This is a genomic window from Mycobacterium scrofulaceum, assembly GCF_002086735.1.
GTDB lineage: Bacteria > Actinomycetota > Actinomycetes > Mycobacteriales > Mycobacteriaceae > Mycobacterium > Mycobacterium scrofulaceum.
The window spans coordinates 103,400-126,305 of the sequence record NZ_MVIJ01000009.1 but is presented as its reverse complement, the minus strand read 5'-3'; the positions used below and the strand labels follow the sequence as shown (position 1 = coordinate 126,305).

Below are 22,906 nucleotides of genomic sequence, written 5' to 3'. Positions count from 1 at the left end.
CGTTTGATATCAGCGACTTTCAACGACCGATTGCGTCATCGCTGCGATTCCGGCGGCCACGTTAAACCACCCGGCTCACGTCAACGGAAGTCCTCGGGTAGCCGGTTAACGACCGGTTTGGTCGGTGTTCACCGAACGCGGAACCGGCAGTCGCGGGGTACAGATATTTGTTGCGACAACGTCGAATTCGCGTGGTTAGAGTTCTCTAGGAAATCGGTGACGGCGGTTTCCCCTCCGCCGAACCTCGGCTAAGCGGGCACCCGGCGGACGGACACGGCGTCCGAGCCGATAGCCAAATCATCTCCGCGGCAACATGATCGATCAGTGGATCAGTACCGATGCCAGAGTGCGTCATGCGCAAGCGGCGAACCACGGGCCGATCGGGGACCACGTGCGGGCTTCGCTCCCGCCGGATTACCGACCGCAAGACTCAGGCGTTTCGCACATGAGCGGGCCCAAACCGGAGGGACTCGATGCGCGGACATATCGGCCACAGATGCCGGGACCCCGATTTTTCAGAGTTCGGCATGAACCCGCCGTCCTGCGAGCCGCGGGCTGTTACGCCTGAAAAATTCGCTAGGGTCCACTGCATGCCGCAATCCAGCGTCACGAAGCCGAGGCGCAAGTTGACCCTCCTGGCGGCCGCCGGCCTGGCTGCCGCCACGGTGTCGGCCTGTGATTCGCCGCCTTCCGCGCCCGGGGTCAACCCCCGTCAGGTCACGGTCTTCGGTTCGGGGCAGGTGCAAGGCGTCCCGGACACCCTGACCGCCGACGTCGGCATCGAGTTCACGGCGCCCGACGTGACCGCCGCGATGAACCAGACCAACGACCGCCAGCAGGCCGTCATCAACGCGCTGACCGGCGCCGGCGTCGACCACAAAGACATCAGCACGACCGAGGTCACTCTGCAGCCGCAGTTCAGCAACCCCGGCCCCAACGGCACCGCCGCCATCACCGGCTACCGCGCCACCAACGCCATCACGGTCAAGATCCACCCACCGGACGCGGCGTCGCGGATGCTGGCGCTCATCGTCGGCACCGGCGGCGACGCCACCAGGATCAAGTCCGTCAGCTACTCCATCGCCGACGACTCGCAACTGGTCAAGGACGCCCGCGCGCGGGCGTTCGACGACGCCAAGAACCGCGCCGAGCAGTACGCACAGCTGTCCGGGCTCCGACTGGGCAAGGTGCTGTCGATTTCGGAGGCGACCGAACCGACGGCGGCGGGGCCGCCGGCGCCGAAGGCGATGCCGAGCGCGGTCCCGCTGGAACCGGGCCAGCAGACGGTGAGCTTCTCGGTGACCGCGGTGTGGGAGCTGGCTTAACGCCTATCGGCGGCGATCCGCCGCGCCCGGAAGACGGGCGTCTACTGCTGGTAGACCCGGGGGTCCAGGGTGCCGATGTAGGACAGGTCGCGATAGCGCTCGTCGTAATCCAGGCCATAGCCCACGACGAAATCGTTCGGGATATCGAAGCCCACATAGGCGATGTCGACGTTGGCGCCCTTCGCATCGGGCTTACGCAGCAGCGTGCACACCCGCAGCGAACGCGGGTGGCGGCTGCTCAGGTTTCGCAGCAACCACGACAGCGTCAGGCCCGAGTCGACGACGTCCTCGACGATCAGCACGTCGCGCCCCTGGATGTCGCGGTCCAGATCCTTGAGGATCCGCACCACGCCGGACGACGACGTCGACGTTCCATAGGAGCTGACCGCCATGAACTCGAACTGGGTGGGCACCGGAATCGCCCGCGCAAGGTCGGTGACGAAGATCACAGCGCCCTTGAGCACGGTGATCAGCAGCAGATCCTGGCCGGTCTCGGTCATCGCGTCGCGGTACTGGCCGCCGATCTCCTCGCCGAGTTCGGCGATTCGCGCCTGGATCTGCTCCGCGGTGAGCAGGACCGATTTGATGTCCCCGGGGTACAGCTCCACGGGCTGCGCGGGGGTGATCGCCGGGGAGATCTGGGCCACGCCCACAGAGTGCCACGGCACCGGCCGAATAACCAACGGCGACCCCGGTATTGCGCCTAGCGGACCGGTTCCCGCCACAGGCTGAGCACGCCGTCGCGGCGCCCGGCGATCAACCGCTCGTCGCGCAGCGCGGACCCCACCGCCACCCCGCCCTGTCCGCGCCAGGCGATGACAAGCGCGTCGACGCCGCGGATCTGCTTGTCCGTCAGGCCGGTTGCGCCGCCGGCCAACAACCAGCCGCGGATCACCCGCCGCCGCACCGGGCCGGGCAGCGCCGCCAGGGCCTGCGTGTGCAATCCCGCGCCCGCCTTCGCCTCGGGCAGCGCCCGGGCGGCGAGCGTGTCGATCAGCTCGGAGTCCTCGCGCAACGCCGTCGCCGTGCGGGCCAGCGCCTCGGCCACGCCGCCGCCCAACACCTCCTCCAGGAGCGGGAGCACCTCCAGGCGGAGCCGGGTCCGGGTGAAGCGGCGGTCGGTGTTGTGCGGGTCCTGCCAGGCCGAGAGCCCCAGCTCCACGCACGCGGCGTGGGTCACCGTGCGCCGCACGCCCAGCAACGGCCGCCCCCACGGCGGGTCGTACGGCCGCATCCCGGCGATCGACCGCACGCCCGACCCGCGGCCCAGCCCCAGCAGCACCGTCTCCGCCTGATCGTCGAGCGTGTGCCCGAGGAGCACCGGGCCGCCGTGGTACGCGCTCAGCGCGGCGTAGCGGGCGGTGCGGGCGGCGGCCTCGGGGCCGCCTTCGTTGCCCACGTGCACGCGAACCACCTGCGCCGCAACGCATCCCACGGCGACGGCTTGCGCCCGGGCCGTCTCGGCGATGTCGGCGGACCCGGGTTGCAGGCCGTGATCGACGATCACGGCGGTGGTGGGCCGCAGCTGGGCCGCCACCGCGGTGAGCGCAAGCGAATCCGGGCCGCCCGACAGGGCCACGCACCACTGTTCGGCCGCGGCGACGTGGGTCTTGGCGAACTCTTCGACAGCAGCGCGCAGCTGCCCTACAGCACTCGGTCGATCCATCGCTGGGGTTCTTCGATCTCGGCGGGCAGGGGCAGCGTCTCGGGGCCGGTCCAGATGGCGTTGAACCGCTCCATGCCGACCCGGCCCACCACGTGGTCGACGAACGCCTTGCCGCGCGTGTACTGGTTGAGCTTGGCGTCGAGCCCCAGCAGCGCGCGCAGCAGGCGCTGCAGCGGCGGCTGTTTGCGGTTGCGGCGCTCGTCGAACCGGCGACGGATGGTCGCCACCGACGGCACCACCATCGGCCCGACTGCGTCCATCACGTGGTCGGCGTGGCCCTCCAGCAGCGTGCCGAGCACCAGCAGCTGATCGAGGGCCTGCCGCTGCGGCTCGGACTGCACGGCGCGCACCAGGCCGACGATCCCCGACGAGCCGCCGTCCGTCGCCCCGTTCCCGCGGTGGCGCACGTAATCGGCCAGCCGGCCCGCCACCTGCGCGACGTCTTCACCGGCGTCCCGCGTCAGCAGCGCCAGGCACCGCGACATGTGCTCGGACAACCAGCGGTTCGCGGTGAACTGCACCCGGTGGGTGACCTCGTGCAGGCAGACCCACAACCGAAAATCGGAGGGCTCGACCCGCAGCTGCCGCTCGACGGCGATGACGTTGGGATACACCAGCAGCAGGCAGCCCTCCTTCGCGGCCGCGAACGGGTCGTACTGCCCGAGGATTCCGGACGACACGAACGCCAGCACGGCACCCGTCTGCGCGCCGGTGACGCGGCCGGTGAGGAAGCCGCGCGGCTTCTCGGCCCCGTTCATCATCACGCGCATCGACTCGGCCGCCGCGCCGATCCATTCCGGGCGGTCGACGATGCGGGCGGCGGGCACCACGCCGTCGGTGATCAGGCCCGTCACCTCGCGCACCGGTGGTTCGGCCTTGGCGGCGCAGCGGGTGAGCTCGTCGATCGCCTGGCGGCGGGTGTAGTCGCTCGACGGCGGACCGGGCCGGGCCAACCGCCGGCCCACGGTGGCGGCGAAGCCCCAGTCGACCGCGGTGCCGAGCGTCAGCTCCGAGGACGCGCTCATGAGCACCCGCAGGACCACAGCTTGGTGGCCAGGGCGTCCATCACGTTCCGGCCGTTCGGCCCCGCCGCGTTGGAGATGAAGGCGAAGGTGAGCACCCGTCCGCTGCGGTCGGTGAGCACCCCGGCCAGGGCGTTGACGGCGGTCAGCGATCCGGTCTTGGCGCGCAGCCAGCCGGCGGGTCCCTGATTGGAGGCCGCGTCGGTGAAGCGGTCGCCCAGCGTCCCGCTGCCGGCGGCGATCGGGAGCAGATCCAGCAGCGCCCGCAGCGTCGGCTGGTCGGGTCCGGCGGCCGCCTGCAACACACCGTCGAGCGTCTTGGCGGTCAACCGGTCGTCGACCGAAAGCCCGCTGGAATCCAACAGCGCGACGCCGCCGGTCTCGACGTGCGCGGTGCTCAACCTGTTGGTCACCGCGTCGACCGCGCCGGCGAAGCTGCGGGGCCGGTTGATGGCGGCCGCCACCTCGCGGGCGATGCATTCGGCCATCACGTTGTCGGAGTGGTCCATCATCTCGGACAGCCGCTGCACCAACGGCGCCGACTGCACGACGGCCAGCTGCCGCGCTCCCGACGGCGCCGTCGCGATCGTCACCGCCCCGGGATCCAGGCCGAGCGCCTTGGCCAGCTCACGTCCGGCGTCCAGGGCAGGGGTGCGCGACCGCCGCGAGTTGACGGTGCTCGGCTGGATGCGGCCCGCGTCGATCATCACCGACTCGATCGGCGCGATGTCGCCGTTGTCGACGTCGGCGGGGTCCCAGCCCTGCGCCATCGTGGGCCCGCTGAACGCGGAGGTGTCCACCTGCACCGCGGTCGGCGTCACGCCGCTGCGGCGGATCTGCTCGACGAGATCGCTGATCCGGGCCGACCCCCGATACCAGGTGTCCACACCGGGCGGCGCCGCCGACAGCACCGGGTCACCCGCGCCGACCAGCACGACGGGGCCCTGCGCGTTCTGGCTGCCGGCCACCACGCGCGTGCTGATCCGCGTCTGATGGTCCAGGGTCAGCAGGGCGGCGGCCGCCGTCAGCACCTTGTTCGTCGACGCCGGCACCAGCGGCAGGTCGGCGGCGACCTGCCAGAGCTCCTTCCCGGTCATGGCGTCGGTCACCCGGGCCCCGAGCCGCCCCAAGTTCGGATCGGCCGCGACGGCCGCCAGCAGGGCCGCCACTCCGGCCGGCGTTGGGGTCTCCGCGGTGTCGCTGACCGGGACCATCCCGGGCTTGACCGTCGGCGCGTGCGGAGGCGGGATCGTGGCGTGCGCGCTGTTGCCGCCATGCCCCGCGGAGGTGAAAAACGTTGCCGCCGCGACCACCGCGGCGACAAACGCCAGCACGGCCAACCCGACGAACACATGGGTGGATTTTTGCCAGCGAGTGGGACCCATCGCTCTCCTGACTGTCTGAAGCCATTCTGCCGAATCGGCCGGGATGCGCTCGACTAGGGTGTAACAGAGCAAAGTTGACCTGCCTACCCAGAAAAGGAGCCGACGAGGTGGAATTCGACGTCACCATCGAGATCCTGAAAGGCCAGCGGAACAAGTACGAGATCGACCACGAGACCGGACGGGTGCGTCTGGACCGCTACCTCTACACGTCGATGGGCTACCCGACCGACTACGGCTTCATCGAGGACACCCTCGGCGAAGACGGCGACCCGCTGGACGCGATGGTGCTGCTGCCGCAGTCGGTCTTCCCCGGAGTGATCGTCGAGGCGCGCCCGGTCGGCATGTTCCGGATGACCGACGAGAAGGGCGGCGACGACAAGGTTCTGTGCGTGCCGGCCGGCGACCACCGCTGGGACCACGTCCAGGACATCGGTGACGTGCCCGAGTTCGAGCTGGACGTGATCAAGCACTTCTTCGTCCACTACAAGGACCTCGAGCCGGGCAAGTTCGTCAAGGCGGCCGACTGGGTGAACCGCGCCGAAGCCGAAGCAGAGGTGCAGCGCTCGGTGGAGCGGTTCAAGTCAAACGGGCACTGATCAGCCGGCGCGCACGGCGGCCGCCCTGGCGGTGCGCCGATTGCGCAGCACGCTCCAGCCCAGCGCCGCACCGATGAACACCACCCCCACCGAGGCGGTCACCGGGTCCGGCACCTCGAACCGCGGTTCGATGGACACGAGCATGATCACCGCCAGCACCCCGATGGCCCAGTGCGCGCCGTGCTCGAGGTACACGTAACGGTCCAGCGCATCCTGCTTCACCAGGAAGATGGTGATGGACCGGACGAACATCGAGCCCACCAGTCCGAGACCCAGCGCGATAACGATCGGGTCCGAGGTGATCGCGAAAGCGCCGGTGACGCCGTCGAACGAGAAGGCGGCGTCGAGGACCTCCAGGTAGAGGAACAGGGTCAGGCCGGCCGTGCCGACCGCCTTGCCCTCGGCCGCGGTTTCGATGTGCGGGGGCCGAAATGCCCGGCTCAGGCCGTTGACGACGAGATACGTCACCAGCCCGAGCAGCCCGGCGGTCAACACCGTCGCGCGCTCCTCACCGGAGTGCGTCAACCGCATGCCGACGACCACCAGCGCGACAACGGTCACCGCCACCGACACCTGGCCCAGCCGCCCGATGCGGGCGAACGGAATTTCGATCCACTTGAGCCACTTGATGTCCCGGTCGTGGAACACGAAATCCAGAAACAGCATCAACAGGAACGTCCCCCCGAACGCCGCGATCTGCGGATGCGCGGCGACGATCAGCTTTTCGTAGCTCGGCGAGCCGTCAGGGAATTCCAGCGCGCCGTGCGGCGGGGGGTGCAGCGCCAACTCCATCGCGCGGACCGGATCGAGACCCGCGGTCACCCACACGATCAGCAACGGGAAGAGCAGCCGCATCCCGAACACGGCGACCAGGACCCCGATCGTCAGGAACATCTGCCGCCAGAACGGGCTCATCTGCTTGAGGATTGCGGCGTTGATGATGGCGTTGTCGAACGACAACGAGATCTCGAGCAACGCCAGGGCCAGCAGGAGGAGCAGCGCGTTGAGCCCCCCGTGGGCGTACCCGAGCACAAGGGCCGCCACGGTGAGCAACAGCGAGATCCCGAAGATGCGCACGGCGGCCATGGATCCTTCCCGACAGCCGCTCACGATAGCGAACACAGGTCGCCGCCGCGGACGGGCGTCCACGGCCACTTACTATTTTCAAGTTGTGGCGATGCCCGAAGTCGGCGGTACCCAAGCCCCCAGCGGCGCCGGTCCGATCGCGCGCACCAGCGTGGCCCGGGTCGCCGGCGCGACGGCGGTGACCGCCCTGTGTGGCTACGCGGTGATCTACCTGGCCGCCCGTGACCTGGCGCCGAGCGGCTTCTCCCTGTTCGGGGTGTTCTGGGGTGCGTTCGGCCTGGTCACCGGCGCCGCTTTCGGGCTGCTGCAGGAGACCACCCGGGAGGTCCGCTCGACCCGCCACCTCCCGGCACCGGCTCCCGGCGGGGGCCAACCGCGGACCCGCCCGCTGCGGGTCGCCGCGCTGCTCGGCGTCGGCGCCGCCGTGGTGATCGCCGGCAGCTCGCCGCTGTGGGCCGGGCGGGTATTCGTCGAGGAACGCTGGCTGTCCGTGGCGCTGCTCAGCGTCGGGCTGGCGGGTTTCTGCGTGCACGCCACGTTGCTGGGCATGCTGGCCGGGACCGACCGGTGGACCGGGTACGGGTCGCTGATGGTGACCGACGCGGTCATGCGGGTGACGGTCGCCGCGGCCACCGTGGTGCTGGGCTGGCGCCTCGTCGGCTTCCTGTGGGCAACGGTCGCGGGGGCGGTCGCCTGGCTGATCGTGCTGGTGGCCTCGCCGTCGGCGCGGGCCGCCGCGCGGCTGTTGACGCCGGGCGGCGTCCAGACGTTCCTGCGCGGGGCGGCCCACTCCATCACCGCGGCCGGGGCCAGCGCGATCCTGGTGATGGGATTTCCGGTGTTGCTCAAGCTGACCAGCAACCAGCTGGGGGCCGAAGGCGGCGTGATCATTCTCGCGGTCACGCTGACGCGGGCGCCGCTGCTGGTGCCGCTGACGGCCATGCAGGGCAACCTGATCGCGCATTTCGTCGACGCGCGCAGCGACCGGATCCGCGCCCTGATCGCCCCGGCCGGAATCGTCGGCGGGATCGGCGCGGTCGGGGTGGCGGCGGCCGGGATTGTGGGTCCGTGGCTGCTGCGGGTCGCCTTCGGGCCGCAGTACCAGGCCAGCGGCGCGCTGCTGGCCTGGCTGACGGCGGCCGCGGTGGCGATCGCCATGCTGACGCTCACCGGCGCCGGCGCCGTCGCGGCCGCGCTGCACCGGGCGTACTCGCTGGGTTGGGTGGGCGCGACGGTGGCGGCGGTATTGCTGCTGTTGCTGCCGCTGCCGCTGCAGACCCGCACGGTGGTCGGCCTGCTGTGCGGCCCGCTGGTGGGAATCGGCGTTCACCTGGTGGCGCTGGCGCGCGCCGACCGCCTCGCCGGCTGATCGCGTGTACCTTTTTGGCTTGAATGGACACCGCATCCAAATACCCGGGCGCCTGGATCGTCATCCCCGCCTTCAACGAAGCCTCCGTCATCGGCGAGGTGGTCGCCGACGTGCGCTCGATCTTCGACAACGTCGTCTGCGTGGACGACGGCAGCATCGACGACACGGGTGAGATCGCCAGGCGGGCCGGCGCCCACCTGGTGCGCCATCCGATCAACCTGGGGCAGGGCGCGGCCATCCAGACCGGCGTCGAGTACGCCCGCAAACAACCTGGGGCGCAGGTGTTCGCCACGTTCGACGGCGACGGCCAACATCGGGTCAAGGACCTGGCGACCATGGTCGACCGGCTCTGCGCCGAGGACGTCGACGTCGTGATCGGCACGCGGTTCGGCGCGCACGTGGGCAGCCGGCCGCCGTTCGTGAAGCGGCTGGTGCTGCGGACCGCCGCGCGGCTGAGCCGGCGTGGCCGCCGACTTGGCTTGACCGACACCAACAATGGCCTTCGGGTCTTCAACAAGAAGGTCGCCGACGGGCTGGACATCACCATGAGCGGCATGAGCCACGCCAACGAATTCATCATGCTGATCACCGAAAACCATTGGCGGGTGGTCGAACAACCGGTCGAAGTGCTCTACACCGACTACTCGAAGTCCAAGGGACAGCCCCTGCTCAACGGCGTCAACATCATCTTCGACGGGTTCCTGCGCGGCAGGATTCCGAGATGAAAGGGACTGGCAGATGAACTGGATTCAGGTGCTGCTGATCGGGTCGATCGTCGCGCTGCTGTTCTATCTGCTGCGGTCCCGCAGGAACGCGCGGTCCCGGGCGTGGGTCAAGGTCGGCTACGTCGTCTTCGTGCTGGCCGGCATCTACGCGGTGCTGCGGCCCGACGACACCACGGTGGTGGCGCACTGGTTCGGGGTGCGCCGCGGCACCGACCTGATGCTCTACGCGCTCATCATGGCGTTCTGCTTCACCACGCTCAGCACCTACATGCGGTTCAAGGACCTGGAACTGCGCTACGCCCGGCTGGCCCGTGCCCTGGCGCTGGAGGGCGCGCAGGCGCCCGAGCAGCCGTCGAACGTGTAGGCAGTGCCCGGCCTCCCGGGTGCGCTGGTGGCTTCCAGCACACACCCGAGCCGCGCAGCGTGATCAAACAGTGTGCGTCTGGCGGAAGTATTCGACCGTGCGGCGCACGCCCTCGTCGAGCCCGACCCGCGGCCGCCACCCCAAAACCCGTTCGGCCAAACCGATGTCGAGGCATGACCGCCTCAGGTCACCCAATCGGTCCGGATGAAACTCCGGGTCGTCGGGTCCGCCGACCGCCGCCGCCACCGCCGAATGCAGTTGGCGGTCCGAGGTTTCGATGCCGGTGCCGATGTTGAAGCGCTGGCCGCCGCCCGCCTCCCCGGCGGCCTTGACGAAGGCGTCGACCACGTCGTCGACGAACACGTAGTCGCGCGTCTTGCTGCCGTCACCGAACACCTTGGTGGGCTTGCCGGACAGCAACGCCTGGGCGAAGATCGCCACCACGCCGGCCTCGCCGTGCGGGTCCTGGCGCGGCCCGTAGACGTTCGCGGGGGCGATGTGCGAGCAGTCCATGCCGTACAGGTGGCGGAAGGTGTTCAGGTAGATCTCGCCGGCCACCTTGCCGGCGGCATATGGCGAAGCAGGATCAGTCGGGGCGTCCTCACTGGTGGGATATTGCGGCGGCGTGCCGTAGATGGATCCACCCGACGAGGTGTGCACGATCTTGCGCACCCCCGCCAGCCGCGCCGCCTCGGCGAGGCGCACCGTGCCGATCACATTGACCGAGGCGTCGAACTGCGGGTCGGCCACCGAATGCCGCACGTCGATCTGGGCCGCCAGGTGGAACACCACCTCGGGCCGGTGCTCGTCGAGGATGGCCTGCAGGTCGGCGGTGACGATGTCCGCCTCGACGAAGGCGTGATCCGGGTTGCCGGCCAGGTGCTCGATGTTGGTCGCGCGGCCGGTGGCGAAGTTGTCCAGCCCCACCACCGTGTGACCGTCGCCCAGCAGGCGGTCGACTAGCGTCGACCCGATGAATCCGGCTGCCCCGGTGACCAGTGCGCGCACCGGCCCACCATACATAGTGGCCTCGGCGGTCGCGCTGATCGCCGCCCAGCTGGGGATACGGGCGGCGCTGGCGTTCGGGGGCTACTTCTACTGGGACGACCTGATCCTGATCGGCAAGGCCGGTACCCACAACCTGCTGTCGCCGTTCTACCTGTTCGACGACCACGACGGCCACGTCATGCCCGGCGCTTTCCTGGTCGGCGGCGCCATCGTCCGGCTGGCGCCGTTGAACTGGACCGGGCCGGCGATCAGCCTGCTGGTGCTGCAGCTGCTGGCCTCGCTGGCGCTGTTGCGTGCCCTGCACGTCATCCTCGGCTGGCGGCCGGTGTTGCTGATCCCGCTGACGTTCGCGTTGTTCACGCCGCTGGGCGTGCCCGGATTCGCGTGGTGGGCGGCGGCGCTGAACTCGCTGCCGATGCTGGCGGCGCTGGCGTGGGTCTGCGCCGACGCCATCCTGCTGGTCCGCACCGGCAGCCCGCGGTACGCCGTGACCGGCGCGCTCGCCTATTTCGGCGGGCTGCTGTTCTTCGAGAAGGCCGCGGTCATCCCGTTCGTCGCGTTCGCGGTGGCCGCGCTGCTGCGCCACGTGCAGGGTGATCGCGCGGCGGCGGCGACGGTGTGGCGGGCCGGGCTGCGGCTGTGGGTCGCGACGCTGGCCGTGACCGCCGGATGGATCGGGCTCTATCTGGCCGTGGTCAACCAGCGGCGGTGGAGTTCGGACCTGGCGATGACGGCGGACCTGCTGGCGCGATCGATCACCCACGGCATCGTCCCGGGACTGGCCGGCGGCCCGTGGCACTGGGACCGGTGGGCGCCGGCCTCGCCGTGGGCGACGCCCCCGCCGGCGGTGATGGCGCTCGGCTGGCTGGTGCTCGCCGGCGCGCTGGTGGTGTCGCTGCTGCGCAAGCGGCGCATCGGGCCGGTGTGGCTGACCGCGGTCGGCTACGCCGTCGCCTGCCAGGTGCCGATCTACCTGATGCGCTCGTCCAAGCAGACCGCGCTCGAACTCGCCCAAACGCTGCGCTATTTCCCGGACCTGGTGTTCGTGCTGGCGCTGCTGGCCGCCGTCGCGTTCTGCGCGCCGAACCGGCCCGCCGGGCCGCGCTGGCTGGACGCCTCACCCGCGCGCACGGCGGTGACGTTGGGGCTGGCGGCCCTGTTCGTGGCGAGCAGCCTGTTCTCGACCAAGACGTTTCTGGCCAGCTGGCGGGACAACCCGGCCCAGCCTTACCTGCAGAACGCCAGGGCCGATCTGGCGGCCGCGCACGCGGCGTCGACGGCGCCGCTGCTCGACCAGGAGGTCGACCCGCTGGTGCTGCAACGCATCGCGGCACCGGAGAACCTCGCCGGCCACATGTTCGCCCTGCTGCGCGACCGGCCCGAATTCGCCTCGGCCACAACGCAATTACGGATGCTGGACAGCTCGGGCCGGCTGGTCAGGGCGCGGGTGACCTGGGTGCGGACCATCGTGCCGGGGCCCATACCGCGGTGCGGTTATTTCGCGCAGCCGGACAAGCCGGCGCGCCTGGTCCTCGACGGGCCGCTGCTGCCCGCCGACTGGACCGTCGAACTCAACTACCTGGCCAACAGCGAGGGGACGATGACGCTCTCGATGACGCAGGGACCCGACGTCAAGGTCCCCGTGCATCCGGGGCTCAATCGGGTCTTCGCCCGGTTGCCCGGCGCCGGGGACGCGATCACCGTGCGCGCCAACACCACCGCGCTGGCGTTGTGCCTCGCGTCGGGTCCGGTGGGCTTCTTGGCGCCGGCCTGAGCCGCGCCCGCGCCGAGCGGAAGTTGGAGCCGCCTGGGGGAATCGAACCCCCGACCTATTCATTACGAGTGAATCGCTCTACCGACTGAGCTAAGGCGGCACACCCGCGCCGGGCGGCACGAGTCTACGGCAGGCGGCGCAGCCAACCCAACTTAGTCGCGCAGTTCCTGGCCGAACGTCGCCACCATGGCGTCGACGGCGAATTTGGGCTTGACGTTCATCGCCAACGCCTCGCGGCACTCCAGGACCGCCTCGATGCAGCGCAGCAGCCGCGGCGGCGAGGCATGGGCGGCCAGCGCCGACACCCGGTCGGCCATGTCCGGATGATTGGCCCGCACCGCCGCCGCGCCCGCCGAAATCATCAGCGCGTCCCGGAAATACGTGGCCAGGTCGATCAGCGCCCGGTCCAGCGCGTCGCGGGAGGCCCGGGTCTGGCGCGACTTCTGCCGCCGCTCGAGGTCTTTCATCGCGCCCGCGGCGCCCCGCATCGCACCGGCGGTGCCCTTGCCTGTCCCGCCGGCGCCCAGGGCCGTCCGCAGCTCCTCGGTCTCGGCTTCGGCGCGGTCCGCGGTGAGCACCACCGCCTCGGCCTCGGCCGAGGCGACCAACTCCTCGGCGGCGGCATAGGCCCGCGACGGCGTCGCGGCGTCGCGCACCAGCGCCAGCGCGCGTTCGCGGCGGTCCCGGGCCTCGGGGTCGGTGGCCAGCCGCCGGGCCCGGCCCACGTGGCCGCCGCTGACGGAGGCCGCCCAGTCCGCGGTTTCCGGGCTCAGGCCGTCGCTGTCGACCAGCACCCGCGCGATGGCCTCCGTCGGCGGGGTGACCAGCGCGACGTGCCGGCAACGCGACCGCAGCGTGATGGCGATGTCCTCGGGATCCACCGACGGCGCGCACAACAGGAACACCGTCGACGGCGGCGGTTCCTCGACGACCTTGAGCAGCGCGTTGGCGGCGCCCTCGGTCAGCCGGTCGGCGTCCTCGATCACCACGATCTGCCGGTGCCCGGTGGCCGGGCGCCGGGACGCGATCTGCACGATGGCGCGCATCTCGTCGACCCCGATGGACAGCCCCTCGGGAATCACCCGGCGCACGTCGGCATGGGTACCGGCCATGGTCGTGGTGCACGCCCGGCACCGCCCGCATCCCGGGCCGCCGTCTGCCACGGCCGAGGTGCACTGCAAAGCGGCGGCGAAGCACAGCGCCGCCACCGAGCGCCCCGACCCCGGCGGGCCCGTGATCAGCCACGCATGTGTCATAGTCTGAGCGCCCGCGTCGCTGTGAACCAGATCACCGCGGGCGGCCCTGGCGGCGGCGAGCAGCTCGGCCGTCACCACGTCCTGGCCTACCAGCCGCGTAAACACCCCGGACATCACCGGTAACAGTAGCCACCGCGGCCGACGGATACCGATCGGCCACCGTATCGCGACGATCCCGTTACATTCGCGCTCTTTTCGCCCGCACGGGCGCCGAAACGAGATGGTTGTAAGTTTCCGACAAGTCCCTGCCGACCGATACGGTGGGATCGTGGCAACACCGGCAGCACTTCCGGGGCGGATCAGCGCATTCGTCCGTTGGGTGGTGCGTACCCCGTGGCCGCTGTTCTCGCTGAGCATGCTGCAGGCCGACATCATCGGCGCCCTCTTCGTCCTCGGCTTCCTGCGCTACGCCCTGCCCCCCGAGGATCGCATTCAGCTGCAGGATCTGCCGGTCCTGAACCTGGCCGTCTTCGGGACGGCCCTGGTGGTGTTGTTCCTGGCCGGCTGGATGGTGAACCTGAAGCTGCTGATGCCGGTCTTCCGCTGGCAGCGCCGCGACAACCTGCTCGCCGAGGCCGACCCGGCCGCCACCGAGCTGGCCCGCAGCCGCGCCCTGCGGATGCCGTTCTACCGCACGCTGATCAGCATGGTGGCCTGGTTGATCGGCGGCGTGGTGTTCATCATCGCCAGCTGGTCGGTGGCCCGGTTCGCCGCGCCCGTCGTGGCCGTCGCCACCGGGCTGGGCGCCGCGGCGACCGCGATCATCGGTTACCTGCAGTCCGAGCGCGTGCTGCGGCCGGTCGCGGTGGCGGCCCTGCGCAGCGGCGTGCCCGAGAACGTCCAGGCGCCCGGCGTCATCCTGCGGCAGATCCTGACGTGGATGCTGTCCACCGCCGTCCCGGTGCTCGCGATCGTGCTCGCGGTGATGGCGGACAAGGCGTCGCTGTTGCACGCCACGCCGGAGAAGCTGTTCACCCCCATCCTGCTGCTGGCGCTGGCGGCGCTGGGCATCGGCTTCGTCAGCACCCTGCTGGTGGCCATGTCGATCGCCGACCCGCTGCGCCAGCTGCGCTGGGCGCTGTCGGAGGTGCAGCGCGGAAACTACAACGCGCACATGCAGATCTACGACGCGAGCGAGCTGGGCCTGCTGCAGGCCGGCTTCAACGACATGGTGCGGGACCTGTCCGAGCGGCAGCGGCTCCGCGACCTGTTCGGTCGCTACGTCGGCGAGGACGTGGCCCGGCGGGCCCTCGAGCGTGGCACGGAGCTCGGCGGTCAGGAGCGCCACGTCGCGGTCCTGTTCGTCGACCTGGTCGGTTCCACCAAGCTCGCCGCGACCCGGCCGCCCGCCGAGGTGGTCCACCTGCTCAACGAGTTCTTCCGGGTGGTCGTCGAAACCGTCGGCCGCCACGGCGGCTTCGTCAACAAGTTCCAGGGCGACGCCGCGCTGGCCATCTTCGGCGCGCCGATCGAACACCCCGACGCTTCGGGCGGCGCGCTCGCGGCGGCCCGCGAGCTGCACGACGAGCTGCTTCCGGTGATCGGTTCGGCGGAATTCGGGATCGGGGTGTCGGCGGGCCGGGCGATCGCCGGCCACATCGGCGCGCAGGCACGCTTCGAATACACGGTGATCGGCGACCCGGTCAACGAGGCCGCCCGGCTGACCGAGCTGGCCAAGCTCGAGGCCGGCCACGTGCTGGCGTCGGCGATCGCGGTCAGTGGGGCGCTCGACGCCGAGGCCCTGTGCTGGGACGTGGGCGAGGTGGTCGAGCTGCGCGGCCGCACGGCACCCACCCAGCTGGCCCGGCCCGTGAAACTGGCCGGGCTGCAAGAGGTTACGAGCCAACCCAAAGGGGTTTCCAGCCAAGCGGCGCGCTAACTGACGACCCGGGAAAAATCCCCATTGGCAACAAATTCCCATGGAGAAGGTTTGGCCGGGCACTGTCGAGGTACGGCTCCTATCGCATCACCAAATCGCGAAACACAGGAGGAAGCATGCATTTGGCCAGCTCGACAGCGGCGGCTCTGGCGACGTTCGCAACAGCGGCCGGCGTCGGAATCGCCGGCGGCCCAACCGCGTCCGCCGACAACTACCCGGTGCGGCAAAGCTTCGGGACCCAGGAACAGCTCAACGACTCCGACGGCGCCGTCATCACCGGCTGGACGGTCAGCAACCTGCACCCGAGCAACGACCCCATCCCGTACCAGCCGCACGGCAAGCTGTGGGAGGCGACCGCCACCGTCAAGGCCATCAAAGGGACGGTCACGCCGATAGTCGCGGATTTCAACGCGCGCGCCGCCAACGGGCAGGACTACCCGGAGCTCGGCAACGTGGCGACCGCGCAGGGGGTCAACCCGGCCAGCCTTCCACAGGGCCAGCAGAAGACCGGAAAGCTCTACTTCGACGTGGTCGGACCGAACCCGGACAACGTCGTGTACAACGCGGGAGGCCGCGACCTGCTCGTGTGGACGGGCTAGGGCCGCCGCCGCCCGCGATCACGTTGTGGCCCAAGAAGGCTGACGTGAGCTAACGCTTGCCGGCCTTCTTGGCGGGGGCCTTCTTGCGCGCCGCCTTCTTCGCCGGGCGCTTCACCGGACCCCGCGCGCGCCGGTCGGCCAGCAGTTCGGCCGCGCGTTCGTCGGTGATCGACGCGACATCGTCGCCCTTGCGCAGGCTGGCGTTCGTCTCGCCGTCGGTGACGTAGGGCCCGAACCGGCCGTCCTTGATCACCATCGGCTTGCCGGTCGCCGGGTCGGCGCCCAGCTCGCGCAACGGCTGCGCGGCCGCCGCCTGCCGGCCGCGGCGTTTGGGCTCGGCGTAGATCTTCAGCGCCTCGTCGAGGGTGATCCCGAAGATCTGGTCCTCGGTCGCCAACGAACGAGAATCGGTGCCGCGCTTCAGGTACGGGCCGTAGCGCCCGTTCTGGGCGGTGATCTCCTCGCCGGTCTGCGGATCCACGCCGACCACCCGCGGCAGCGACAGCAGCTTGAGCGCGTCCTCCAGGGTGACGGTCTGCAAATCCATGCTGCGCAACAGCGAACCGGTGCGCGGCTTGGGACCGGTGGGCTTCTTGCCCTTCTTCGCCGGGGCGCCGCCCTCTTCCTCGTCGGGCGGCGACGGGAGAACCTCGGTCACGTACGGCCCGTAGCGGCCGTCCTTGGCGACGATCTCGTGACCCGTCTCCGGGTCGACGCCCAGCGAGCGGCCCTCCTGCGGGGTGGCGAACAATTGCTCGGCCACCTCCAGGGTCAGCTCGTCGGGTGTCAGTGAGTCGTTCAGGTTGGCGCGCTGCGGGGTCCGCTCGCCCTCGTCGCCCGCCACCATGCGCTCCAGGTAGGGGCCGTTCTTGCCCACCCGCACGTAGACGGGGCGACCCTGCTCGTCGTCAAAAAGCTTGATGGAGTTGACTTCTCGCGCGTCGATGCCTTCGAGGTTGACGCCGACGAGCTTCTTGAGGCCACCCGAGCGCGCCACCGAGTCCGCCACCCCGTGGTCGCCGCCGAAGTAGAAGCGGTTGAGCCAGTCGGTGCGCCGCTCCTGACCCGAGGCGATCGCATCGAGCTCGTCCTCCATCGCGGCGGTGAAGCCGTAATCGACGAGCCGCCCGAAATGCTGTTCCAGCAAACCGGTTACGGCGAACGCGACCCAGGAGGGCACCAGGGCGCTGCCCTTCTTGTGCACGTAGCCGCGGTCCTGGATGGTCTTGATGATCGACGAGTACGTCGACGGCCGGCCGATGCCCAGCTCCTCGAGCGCCTTCACCAGCGACGCCTCGGTGTAGCGGGCCGGCGGGTTGGTGGCGTGGCCGTCGGGGGTGAGCTCGATGGCATCCAGCCGCTGGCCCTGCGTCAGCTGCGGCAGGCGGCTCTCGGCGTCGTCCGCCTCGCCGCCGGCCAGTTCGTCGACGGTCTCCACGTAGGCCTTGAGGAAACCGGCGAACGTGATGGTGCGCCCGCTGGCCGAGAACACCACCTGCCGGTCGCCCGCCGTGCCGTTGATCCGCAGGCTCAGGGTGGTCCCGCGCGCGTCGGCCATCTGGGAGGCCACGGTGCGCTGCCAGATCAGCTCGTAGAGCCGGAACTCGTCGCCGTCGAGCTCGCGGCGCACCGCGTCGGGGGTGGCGAAGGTCTCGCCGGCCGGCCGGATGGCCTCGTGCGCCTCCTGGGCGTTCTTCACCTTGCGGGTGTACTGCCGCGGGGACGGCGAGACGTACTCCTCGCCGTAGAGCTGGCGGGCCTGGGTGCGCGCGGCGTTGATCGCCGACTGCGACAGCGTCGTCGAGTCGGTACGCATATAGGTGATGTAGCCGTTTTCGTAGAGCCGCTGGGCGATGCTCATGGTGCGCTCGGAGGAGAACCTCAGCTTGCGGCCCGCCTCCTGCTGCAGCGTCGACGTCATGAACGGCGCGTAGGGCCGGCGGGTGTAGGGCTTCTCCTCCACCGAGGCGACGGTCAGCTGGGCGCCGCGCAGGCCGGCGGCCAGCTCGGTGGCCTGGGCCTCGTCCAGGACCATGACTTCTACGGGGCTTTCGCCGCCCCTATTGCGCAGCTGGCCCAGCGAGTCGAAGTCGCGCCCGGTGGCCACGCGCAGCCCGTCGACGCCGGTCAGCCGGGCGGTGAAGATGGGCGGTGCGGCTTGCGGGTCGGAGACGCTGGCGTCCAGCTGGGCCACGATGTCCCAGTAGGAGGCGCTGCGGAACGCCATCCGGTCGCGTTCGCGCTGCACGATGATGCGGGTGGCCACGGACTGCACCCGGCCCGCCGACAGCCGGGGCGCCACCTTCTTCCACAGCACGGGGCTGACCTCGTAGCCGTACAGCCGGTCCAGGATGCGGCGGGTTTCCTGCGCGTCGACCAGGTCGATGTCCAGGTCGCGGGGGTTCTCGGCGGCCTCGAGGATGGCCGGTTCGGTGATCTCGTGGAACACCATCCGCTTGACCGGGATGTTCGGTTTGAGGGTTTCCAGCAGGTGCCAGGCGATGGCTTCGCCCTCGCGGTCACCATCCGTGGCCAGATAGAGCTCGTCGACGCCTTTGAGCAGGCCCTTGAGTTCGCTGACGGTGCTCTTCTTCTCCGGGCTGATGATGTACAGCGGTTCGAAGTCGTGGTCGACGTTGACACCGAGCCGCGCCCAGGGCTCCGACTTGTATTTCGCCGGCACGTCGGCCGCGGCGCGGGGCAGGTCGCGGATGTGACCGCGCGAGGATTCGACGATGTAGTTGGAGCCCAGGTAGCCGGCCAATTTGCGCGCCTTCGTCGGCGACTCGACGATGACGAGTCGCCTACGGCTCCCAGTCCGGCCGCTTTCGCGGTCCTTGAGGTTCGGGTCGGCCAACTACGCTTACGCTCCATCCTTGCTCTCGGCCCCCCTGCGAGGCCGCCCCGCAGAAGAATGACAGGCCGGCGTCAAAAATTCCGCGGAAAATTCAGATACGCCGGCGTTCCTTCGCCCTCGGGCACCTGACAATTTCGCACCCTTGGGCGCGACTGCGCAAACCGGCCGCCGGAAAGACAAATCTTTTTTCGCGGTTATACCCGCGGCCACACCGATGACGCGTCGACGCCGTCGGGGGCTTCGCCGACGTTCTCTACCAGCCGTGATAGCCGGCGCCGGCCGCTGATCCGCAGCGCCGGGCGGCCGCCGCGGGTGCCGATCAATGTGGGGGCGATTCCGACCCGCATCAAAGCCGACGCCAGCGGGGAATGGGTATCGGGGGCGTGCGGATCGAGCCCGAGGAGGTAATGGTCGCCCTCGGGGTGCCCGGCGGCCAGCGTCCAGGCCCGCAATTCCCGCGGCCCGGGTAACCACCGCGGCGGGACGGTCTTGACCGCGCCTCGGGTCCATTCGGCGGCCAGGCTCGCCAAAGCGGGGGTGACCGCCGTCCGCACCAGCGGGGTGTTCTCGTCGGTGCGGCCGATCTCGGGCACCAGACCCGCCTCGCGGATCATCTCGGCCAGCGCGGCCGCGCGCCACGCCTGATCCACCACCACGGAGAGCCGCGCGCGGTGGGCCTCCGGGCCGCCGACCATGACGATCTGACCGGACGCCGCCAGCACCCCGGAGAGATCGGCGACCGCGGGGGGCACCGACTCCGCTGTGAAGAAGGAAAGCTGGCTCACGCCACCGACAGTAGGCCAGGTCGACCATCCTCGTCTCGAGGCAAGCGGCGCGGCGGCGGTTTCGGCGGCCGGCCGGAATACGAAAACCCCCCGGCCGGCCCGCGGGGCGGGACTGCACGGGGGGTCCGTGGAGAATCGGCTCGTCCTAGACTGAGCGGACTCCGGTGGCCTGGGGGCCCTTAGGGCTGTGGCCGATTTCGAACTCGACCTTCTGGTTTTCTTCGAGGGTGCGGAAGCCCGAACCCTGGATCTCCGTGTAGTGGACAAACACGTCTGCGGAGCCGTCTTCGGGGGCAATGAACCCGAAGCCCTTCTCCGCGTTGAACCACTTCACAGTTCCCTGTGGCATCTCTCGATCTTTCCTTTTCTTCTGGGTGCGGGGCATCGCTTTCGATGCCCCGGGCCTGGTCCGACCGCCATACCTCGCTCAGTCGCCGGAACTTCACCCGACCGATTAACCTCGCAGGAACCGCGGCCGCAACGTCGATCCTGCGAAAGTTTGACACGAACACAGAAGCTGCGACCGCAAATAGTCAACCATGTTCGTCGCTTCGGCGACAGACTTGCGCTGTCGCCGGGTCCAAGGAGGCTGCTGATGGCGAGTTTCGGCAGCGACCTGCTCGCCGCCGCGCTCGCCGGCGCCGCCGCCGACGAGCACCCCGTGCGCCACGTCGCCGAGCTGCCGCCGCGCACCGGCCGCCCGCAGGGTTGGCCGGCGTGGGCCGACCCCGACGTGGTGCGCGCGTTCACCGACCGCGGCGTCGGTTCGCCCTGGTCACACCAGTCGGAGGCGGCCGAACTGGCGCACGCCGGCCGCCACGTGGTGGTGAGCACCGGGACGGCGTCGGGCAAGTCCTTGGCCTATCAGCTTCCCGTCCTCGATGCGCTGGCCACCGATCCGCGCGCCCGGGTGCTCTACCTGTCCCCGACGAAGGCGCTGGGTCACGACCAGCTGCGCACCGCGCACGCGCTGACCGCGGCCATCCCGCGGCTGCGCGATCCGGGCTTTGCGGTGGCTCCCACCGCCTACGACGGCGACAGCCCGGCGGAAGTTCGCCGGTTCGCGCGCGAACGCTCCCGATGGCTGTTCTCCAATCCCGACATGATCCATTTGTCGATCCTGCGCAACCACGCCCGCTGGGCCGTGCTGTTGCGGAACCTTCGTTTCGTGATCGTCGACGAATGCCATTACTACCGTGGCGTTTTCGGTTCCAACGTGGCGATGGTGCTGCGCCGGTTGCTGCGGCTGTGTGCGCGATACTCATCGGCGCCCACGGTGATCTTCGCCAGCGCGACGACGGACGCGCCGGGGGCGACGGCCGCCGAACTCATCGGGCTGCCGGTCGAGGAGGTCACCGGGGACGGGTCGCCCCAGGGCGCCCGGACGATCGCGCTCTGGGAGCCGGCGCTGCGGGCCGATCTGCTCGGCGAGAACGGCGCGCCGGTGCGCCGCTCGGCCGGCGCGGAGGCGGCGCGGGTGATGGCCGACCTGATCGCCGAGGGGGCGCAGACGCTGACGTTCGTGCGGTCGCGCCGCGCCGCTGAGCTGACCGCGCTGGGCGCCCAGGCGCGGCTGGACGACGTCGCGCCGGACCTCGCCGGCAAGGTGGCGTCGTATCGGGCGGGCTACCTCGCCGAGGACCGCACCGCGCTCGAGCGCGCCCTGGCGGAGGGCCGACTGCGCGGCCTGGCCACGACGAACGCGCTGGAGTTGGGGGTCGACATCGCCGGGCTGGACGCGGTGGTGCTGGCCGGATTCCCCGGGACGGTCGCCTCGTTCTGGCAGCAGGCCGGCCGGTCGGGCCGGCGCGGGCAGGGCGCGCTGGTGGTGCTGATCGCCCGTGACGATCCGCTGGACACCTACCTGGTCCATCATCCCGCCGCGCTGCTGGGCAAGCCGGTCGAGCGGGTGGTGATCGACCCCGCCAACCCCTACATTCTTGGGCCCCAACTGCTCTGCGCCGCAACGGAAATGCCGCTCGACGAGGCCGAGGTGCGCGACTTCGGCGCCACGGAGGTGGCCGAGGGCCTCGTCGACGACGGACTGCTGCGTCGCCGCAACGGCAAGTACTTCCCCGCGGCGGGCCTGGAACCGCATGCGGCGGTGGACATCCGCGGGTCCGTGGGCGGGCAGATCGTCATCGTCGAGGCAGACACCGGACGGTTGCTCGGCAGCACGGGCGTCGGGCAGGCCCCGGCGTCGATCCATCCCGGCGCCGTCTACCTGCATCAGGGGGAGAGCTACGTCGTCGACTCGCTGAGCCTCGAGGACGCGATCGCGTTCGTGCACGCCGAGGACCCGGGCTACGCGACGTTCGCGCGCGAACTCACCGACATCGCGGTCACCGGCACCGGCGAACGCTCGCAGTTCGGGCCGGTCACCCTGGGCCTGGTGCCGGTCACCGTCACCCACCGGGTGGTGGGTTACCTACGCCGACGGCTGTCCGGGGAGGTCATCGATTTCATCGAACTGGACATGCCGGAGCAGACACTGGCGACCACGGCGGTGATGTACACGGTCACCGAGGACGCGTTGCTGCGCAATGGGATTGACGCGCCACGGATCCCGGGTTCGCTGCACGCCGCCGAGCACGCGGCGATCGGGCTGCTGCCGTTGGTGGCCAGCTGCGACCGCGGCGACATCGGGGGCCTGTCCACCGCGGTGGGACCGGATCCGGCCGGCCAGCCCAGCGTTTTCGTCTACGACGGCTATCCAGGCGGCGCCGGGTTCGCCGAGCGCGGCTTCCGCCAGGTGCGCACCTGGCTCGGTGCGACGGCGGCGGCCATCGAGGCGTGCGAGTGCTCACGGGGGTGCCCGTCGTGCGTGCAGTCCCCCAAGTGCGGCAACGGCAACGACCCGCTCGACAAGGCCGGTGCGGTGCGGGTGCTGCGGCTGGTCCTCGCGGAGTTGCCCCACGCCGGGCAATCCGGCGGATGACGACCGACCCCTCGACGGTCGACCCGCGGACGTGGCCCTGGATGCCCGCGCCGGAAGCGCATTCGCCGCTGCTCATGCAGTCGCGGGGTGCTGTCGCACGGGTGGCGGGCCGCTCGTCGATGAGCGGTTGGCGACCCGGCCGTGCGGGCGCACCAGCAAACTACCAGGGCCACCGTGACGAGGCAACTTCGTCGCCGCCGGAAGGCGTTGCCGCAGAGAGCGATACCGTTGCCCGCGGCGGGTGCCGACAGGGCCGGTAGGCCCAAGCTCCC

At 70.3% G+C, this 22,906-nt stretch carries 19 protein-coding genes and 1 tRNA gene; 9 read left to right on the top strand and 11 right to left on the bottom strand.

Annotated elements, in window-relative coordinates:
* Window positions 1–590: 590 nt before the first annotated feature.
* On the top strand, window positions 591–1,325 hold the full coding sequence (locus tag BST44_RS08605) for an SIMPL domain-containing protein (protein ID WP_083176596.1): 735 nt from the start codon (window positions 591–593) through the stop codon (window positions 1,323–1,325).
* A 41-nt stretch (window positions 1,326–1,366) separates the two neighbouring features.
* Here BST44_RS08605 and hpt read toward each other — a convergent pair whose 3' ends face one another.
* Genes hpt through dacB form a run of 4 tightly spaced genes read right to left on the bottom strand, consistent with a single transcriptional unit; the run spans window position 1,367 to window position 5,398 of the window.
* Window positions 1,367–1,978: a hypoxanthine phosphoribosyltransferase gene (gene hpt, locus BST44_RS08600; protein WP_083176594.1), complete on the bottom strand. Its 612-nt coding sequence runs from the start codon at window positions 1,976–1,978 to the stop codon at window positions 1,367–1,369.
* 50 nt (window positions 1,979–2,028) lie between these two features.
* Window positions 2,029–2,991: a tRNA lysidine(34) synthetase TilS gene (gene tilS, locus BST44_RS08595; RefSeq protein WP_083176592.1), complete on the bottom strand. Its 963-nt coding sequence runs from the start codon at window positions 2,989–2,991 to the stop codon at window positions 2,029–2,031.
* The gene (locus BST44_RS08590) at window positions 2,970–4,016 is read right to left on the bottom strand and encodes a zinc-dependent metalloprotease (RefSeq protein ID WP_083176664.1); all 1,047 of its coding nucleotides are present in this window, start codon (window positions 4,014–4,016) and stop codon (window positions 2,970–2,972) included. Before BST44_RS08590 ends, tilS begins: the two co-directional genes overlap by 22 nt.
* Window positions 4,013–5,398, bottom strand: coding sequence for a D-alanyl-D-alanine carboxypeptidase/D-alanyl-D-alanine endopeptidase (gene dacB / locus BST44_RS08585; protein ID WP_142274414.1), 1,386 nt, complete (start codon window positions 5,396–5,398; stop codon window positions 4,013–4,015). Before dacB ends, BST44_RS08590 begins: the two co-directional genes overlap by 4 nt.
* Window positions 5,399–5,505: 107 nt before the next feature.
* Between dacB and BST44_RS08580 the strand changes: the two genes are divergently transcribed.
* Window positions 5,506–5,994 (top strand): inorganic diphosphatase, encoded by a 489-nt coding sequence (locus BST44_RS08580; RefSeq protein WP_083176590.1) that lies wholly within the window; start codon window positions 5,506–5,508, stop codon window positions 5,992–5,994.
* On the opposite strand, the gene BST44_RS08575 is transcribed toward BST44_RS08580, so the two are convergent.
* Window positions 5,995–7,080, bottom strand: a complete 1,086-nt coding sequence (locus tag BST44_RS08575; RefSeq protein WP_083176588.1) for a DUF475 domain-containing protein — start codon at window positions 7,078–7,080, stop codon at window positions 5,995–5,997.
* A gap of 91 nt (window positions 7,081–7,171) precedes the next feature.
* Here BST44_RS08575 and BST44_RS08570 point away from each other — a divergent pair, with 91 nt between their 5' ends.
* Genes BST44_RS08570 through BST44_RS08560 form a run of 3 tightly spaced genes read left to right on the top strand, consistent with a single transcriptional unit; the run spans window position 7,172 to window position 9,538 of the window.
* Window positions 7,172–8,449 carry a hypothetical protein gene (locus tag BST44_RS08570; RefSeq protein WP_083176663.1) on the top strand — a complete coding sequence of 426 codons (1,278 nt, stop codon included), beginning with the start codon at window positions 7,172–7,174 and terminating at the stop codon, window positions 8,447–8,449.
* Window positions 8,450–8,472: 23 nt separating this feature from the next.
* Window positions 8,473–9,174, top strand: coding sequence for a polyprenyl-phospho-N-acetylgalactosaminyl synthase PpgS (gene ppgS / locus BST44_RS08565; protein WP_083176586.1), 702 nt, complete (start codon window positions 8,473–8,475; stop codon window positions 9,172–9,174).
* Between the two features lie 13 nt (window positions 9,175–9,187).
* Window positions 9,188–9,538 carry a DUF2304 domain-containing protein gene (locus BST44_RS08560; protein ID WP_083176584.1) on the top strand — a complete coding sequence of 117 codons (351 nt, stop codon included), beginning with the start codon at window positions 9,188–9,190 and terminating at the stop codon, window positions 9,536–9,538.
* Window positions 9,539–9,601: 63 nt separating this feature from the next.
* Here the strand turns inward: BST44_RS08560 and BST44_RS08555 are convergent, their stop codons facing one another.
* Complete coding sequence (locus BST44_RS08555; RefSeq protein ID WP_142274413.1) at window positions 9,602–10,546, bottom strand: NAD-dependent epimerase/dehydratase family protein; 945 nt, start codon at window positions 10,544–10,546, stop codon at window positions 9,602–9,604.
* On the opposite strand from BST44_RS08555, the gene BST44_RS08550 reads away from it, so the two are divergent.
* On the top strand, window positions 10,512–12,320 hold the full coding sequence (locus BST44_RS08550) for a hypothetical protein (protein WP_167380173.1): 1,809 nt from the start codon (window positions 10,512–10,514) through the stop codon (window positions 12,318–12,320). The genes BST44_RS08555 and BST44_RS08550 overlap by 35 nt on opposite strands.
* A gap of 24 nt (window positions 12,321–12,344) precedes the next feature.
* Here BST44_RS08550 and BST44_RS08545 read toward each other — a convergent pair.
* A tRNA-Thr gene (locus BST44_RS08545) sits at window positions 12,345–12,420 on the bottom strand.
* A 52-nt stretch (window positions 12,421–12,472) separates the two neighbouring features.
* Window positions 12,473–13,690: a DNA polymerase III subunit delta' gene (locus tag BST44_RS08540; RefSeq protein ID WP_083176581.1), complete on the bottom strand. Its 1,218-nt coding sequence runs from the start codon at window positions 13,688–13,690 to the stop codon at window positions 12,473–12,475.
* A 106-nt stretch (window positions 13,691–13,796) separates the two neighbouring features.
* Between BST44_RS08540 and BST44_RS08535 the strand changes: the two genes are divergently transcribed.
* Together BST44_RS08535 and BST44_RS08530 are read left to right on the top strand one after the other, a co-directional pair.
* Window positions 13,797–15,455 (top strand): adenylate/guanylate cyclase domain-containing protein, encoded by a 1,659-nt coding sequence (locus BST44_RS08535; RefSeq protein ID WP_142274412.1) that lies wholly within the window; start codon window positions 13,797–13,799, stop codon window positions 15,453–15,455.
* Between the two features lie 116 nt (window positions 15,456–15,571).
* A complete protein-coding gene (locus tag BST44_RS08530) occupies window positions 15,572–16,054 on the top strand; it encodes an MPT63 family protein (RefSeq protein ID WP_083176577.1) in 483 nt (160 codons plus the stop codon).
* A gap of 49 nt (window positions 16,055–16,103) precedes the next feature.
* Here the strand turns inward: BST44_RS08530 and topA are convergent, their stop codons facing one another.
* From topA to cspA, 3 genes are all read right to left on the bottom strand, one after another.
* Window positions 16,104–18,911, bottom strand: a complete 2,808-nt coding sequence (topA, locus tag BST44_RS08525) for a type I DNA topoisomerase (protein WP_083176575.1) — start codon at window positions 18,909–18,911, stop codon at window positions 16,104–16,106.
* Window positions 18,912–19,105: 194 nt separating this feature from the next.
* Window positions 19,106–19,696 carry a hypothetical protein gene (locus tag BST44_RS08520; RefSeq protein WP_083176573.1) on the bottom strand — a complete coding sequence of 197 codons (591 nt, stop codon included), beginning with the start codon at window positions 19,694–19,696 and terminating at the stop codon, window positions 19,106–19,108.
* 145 nt (window positions 19,697–19,841) lie between these two features.
* On the bottom strand, window positions 19,842–20,045 hold the full coding sequence (cspA, locus tag BST44_RS08515) for a cold shock protein CspA (protein WP_007166602.1): 204 nt from the start codon (window positions 20,043–20,045) through the stop codon (window positions 19,842–19,844).
* Window positions 20,046–20,291: 246 nt separating this feature from the next.
* On the opposite strand from cspA, the gene BST44_RS08510 reads away from it, so the two are divergent.
* Window positions 20,292–22,634, top strand: a complete 2,343-nt coding sequence (locus BST44_RS08510) for a DEAD/DEAH box helicase (protein WP_083176571.1) — start codon at window positions 20,292–20,294, stop codon at window positions 22,632–22,634.
* Window positions 22,635–22,906 lie beyond the last annotated feature (272 nt).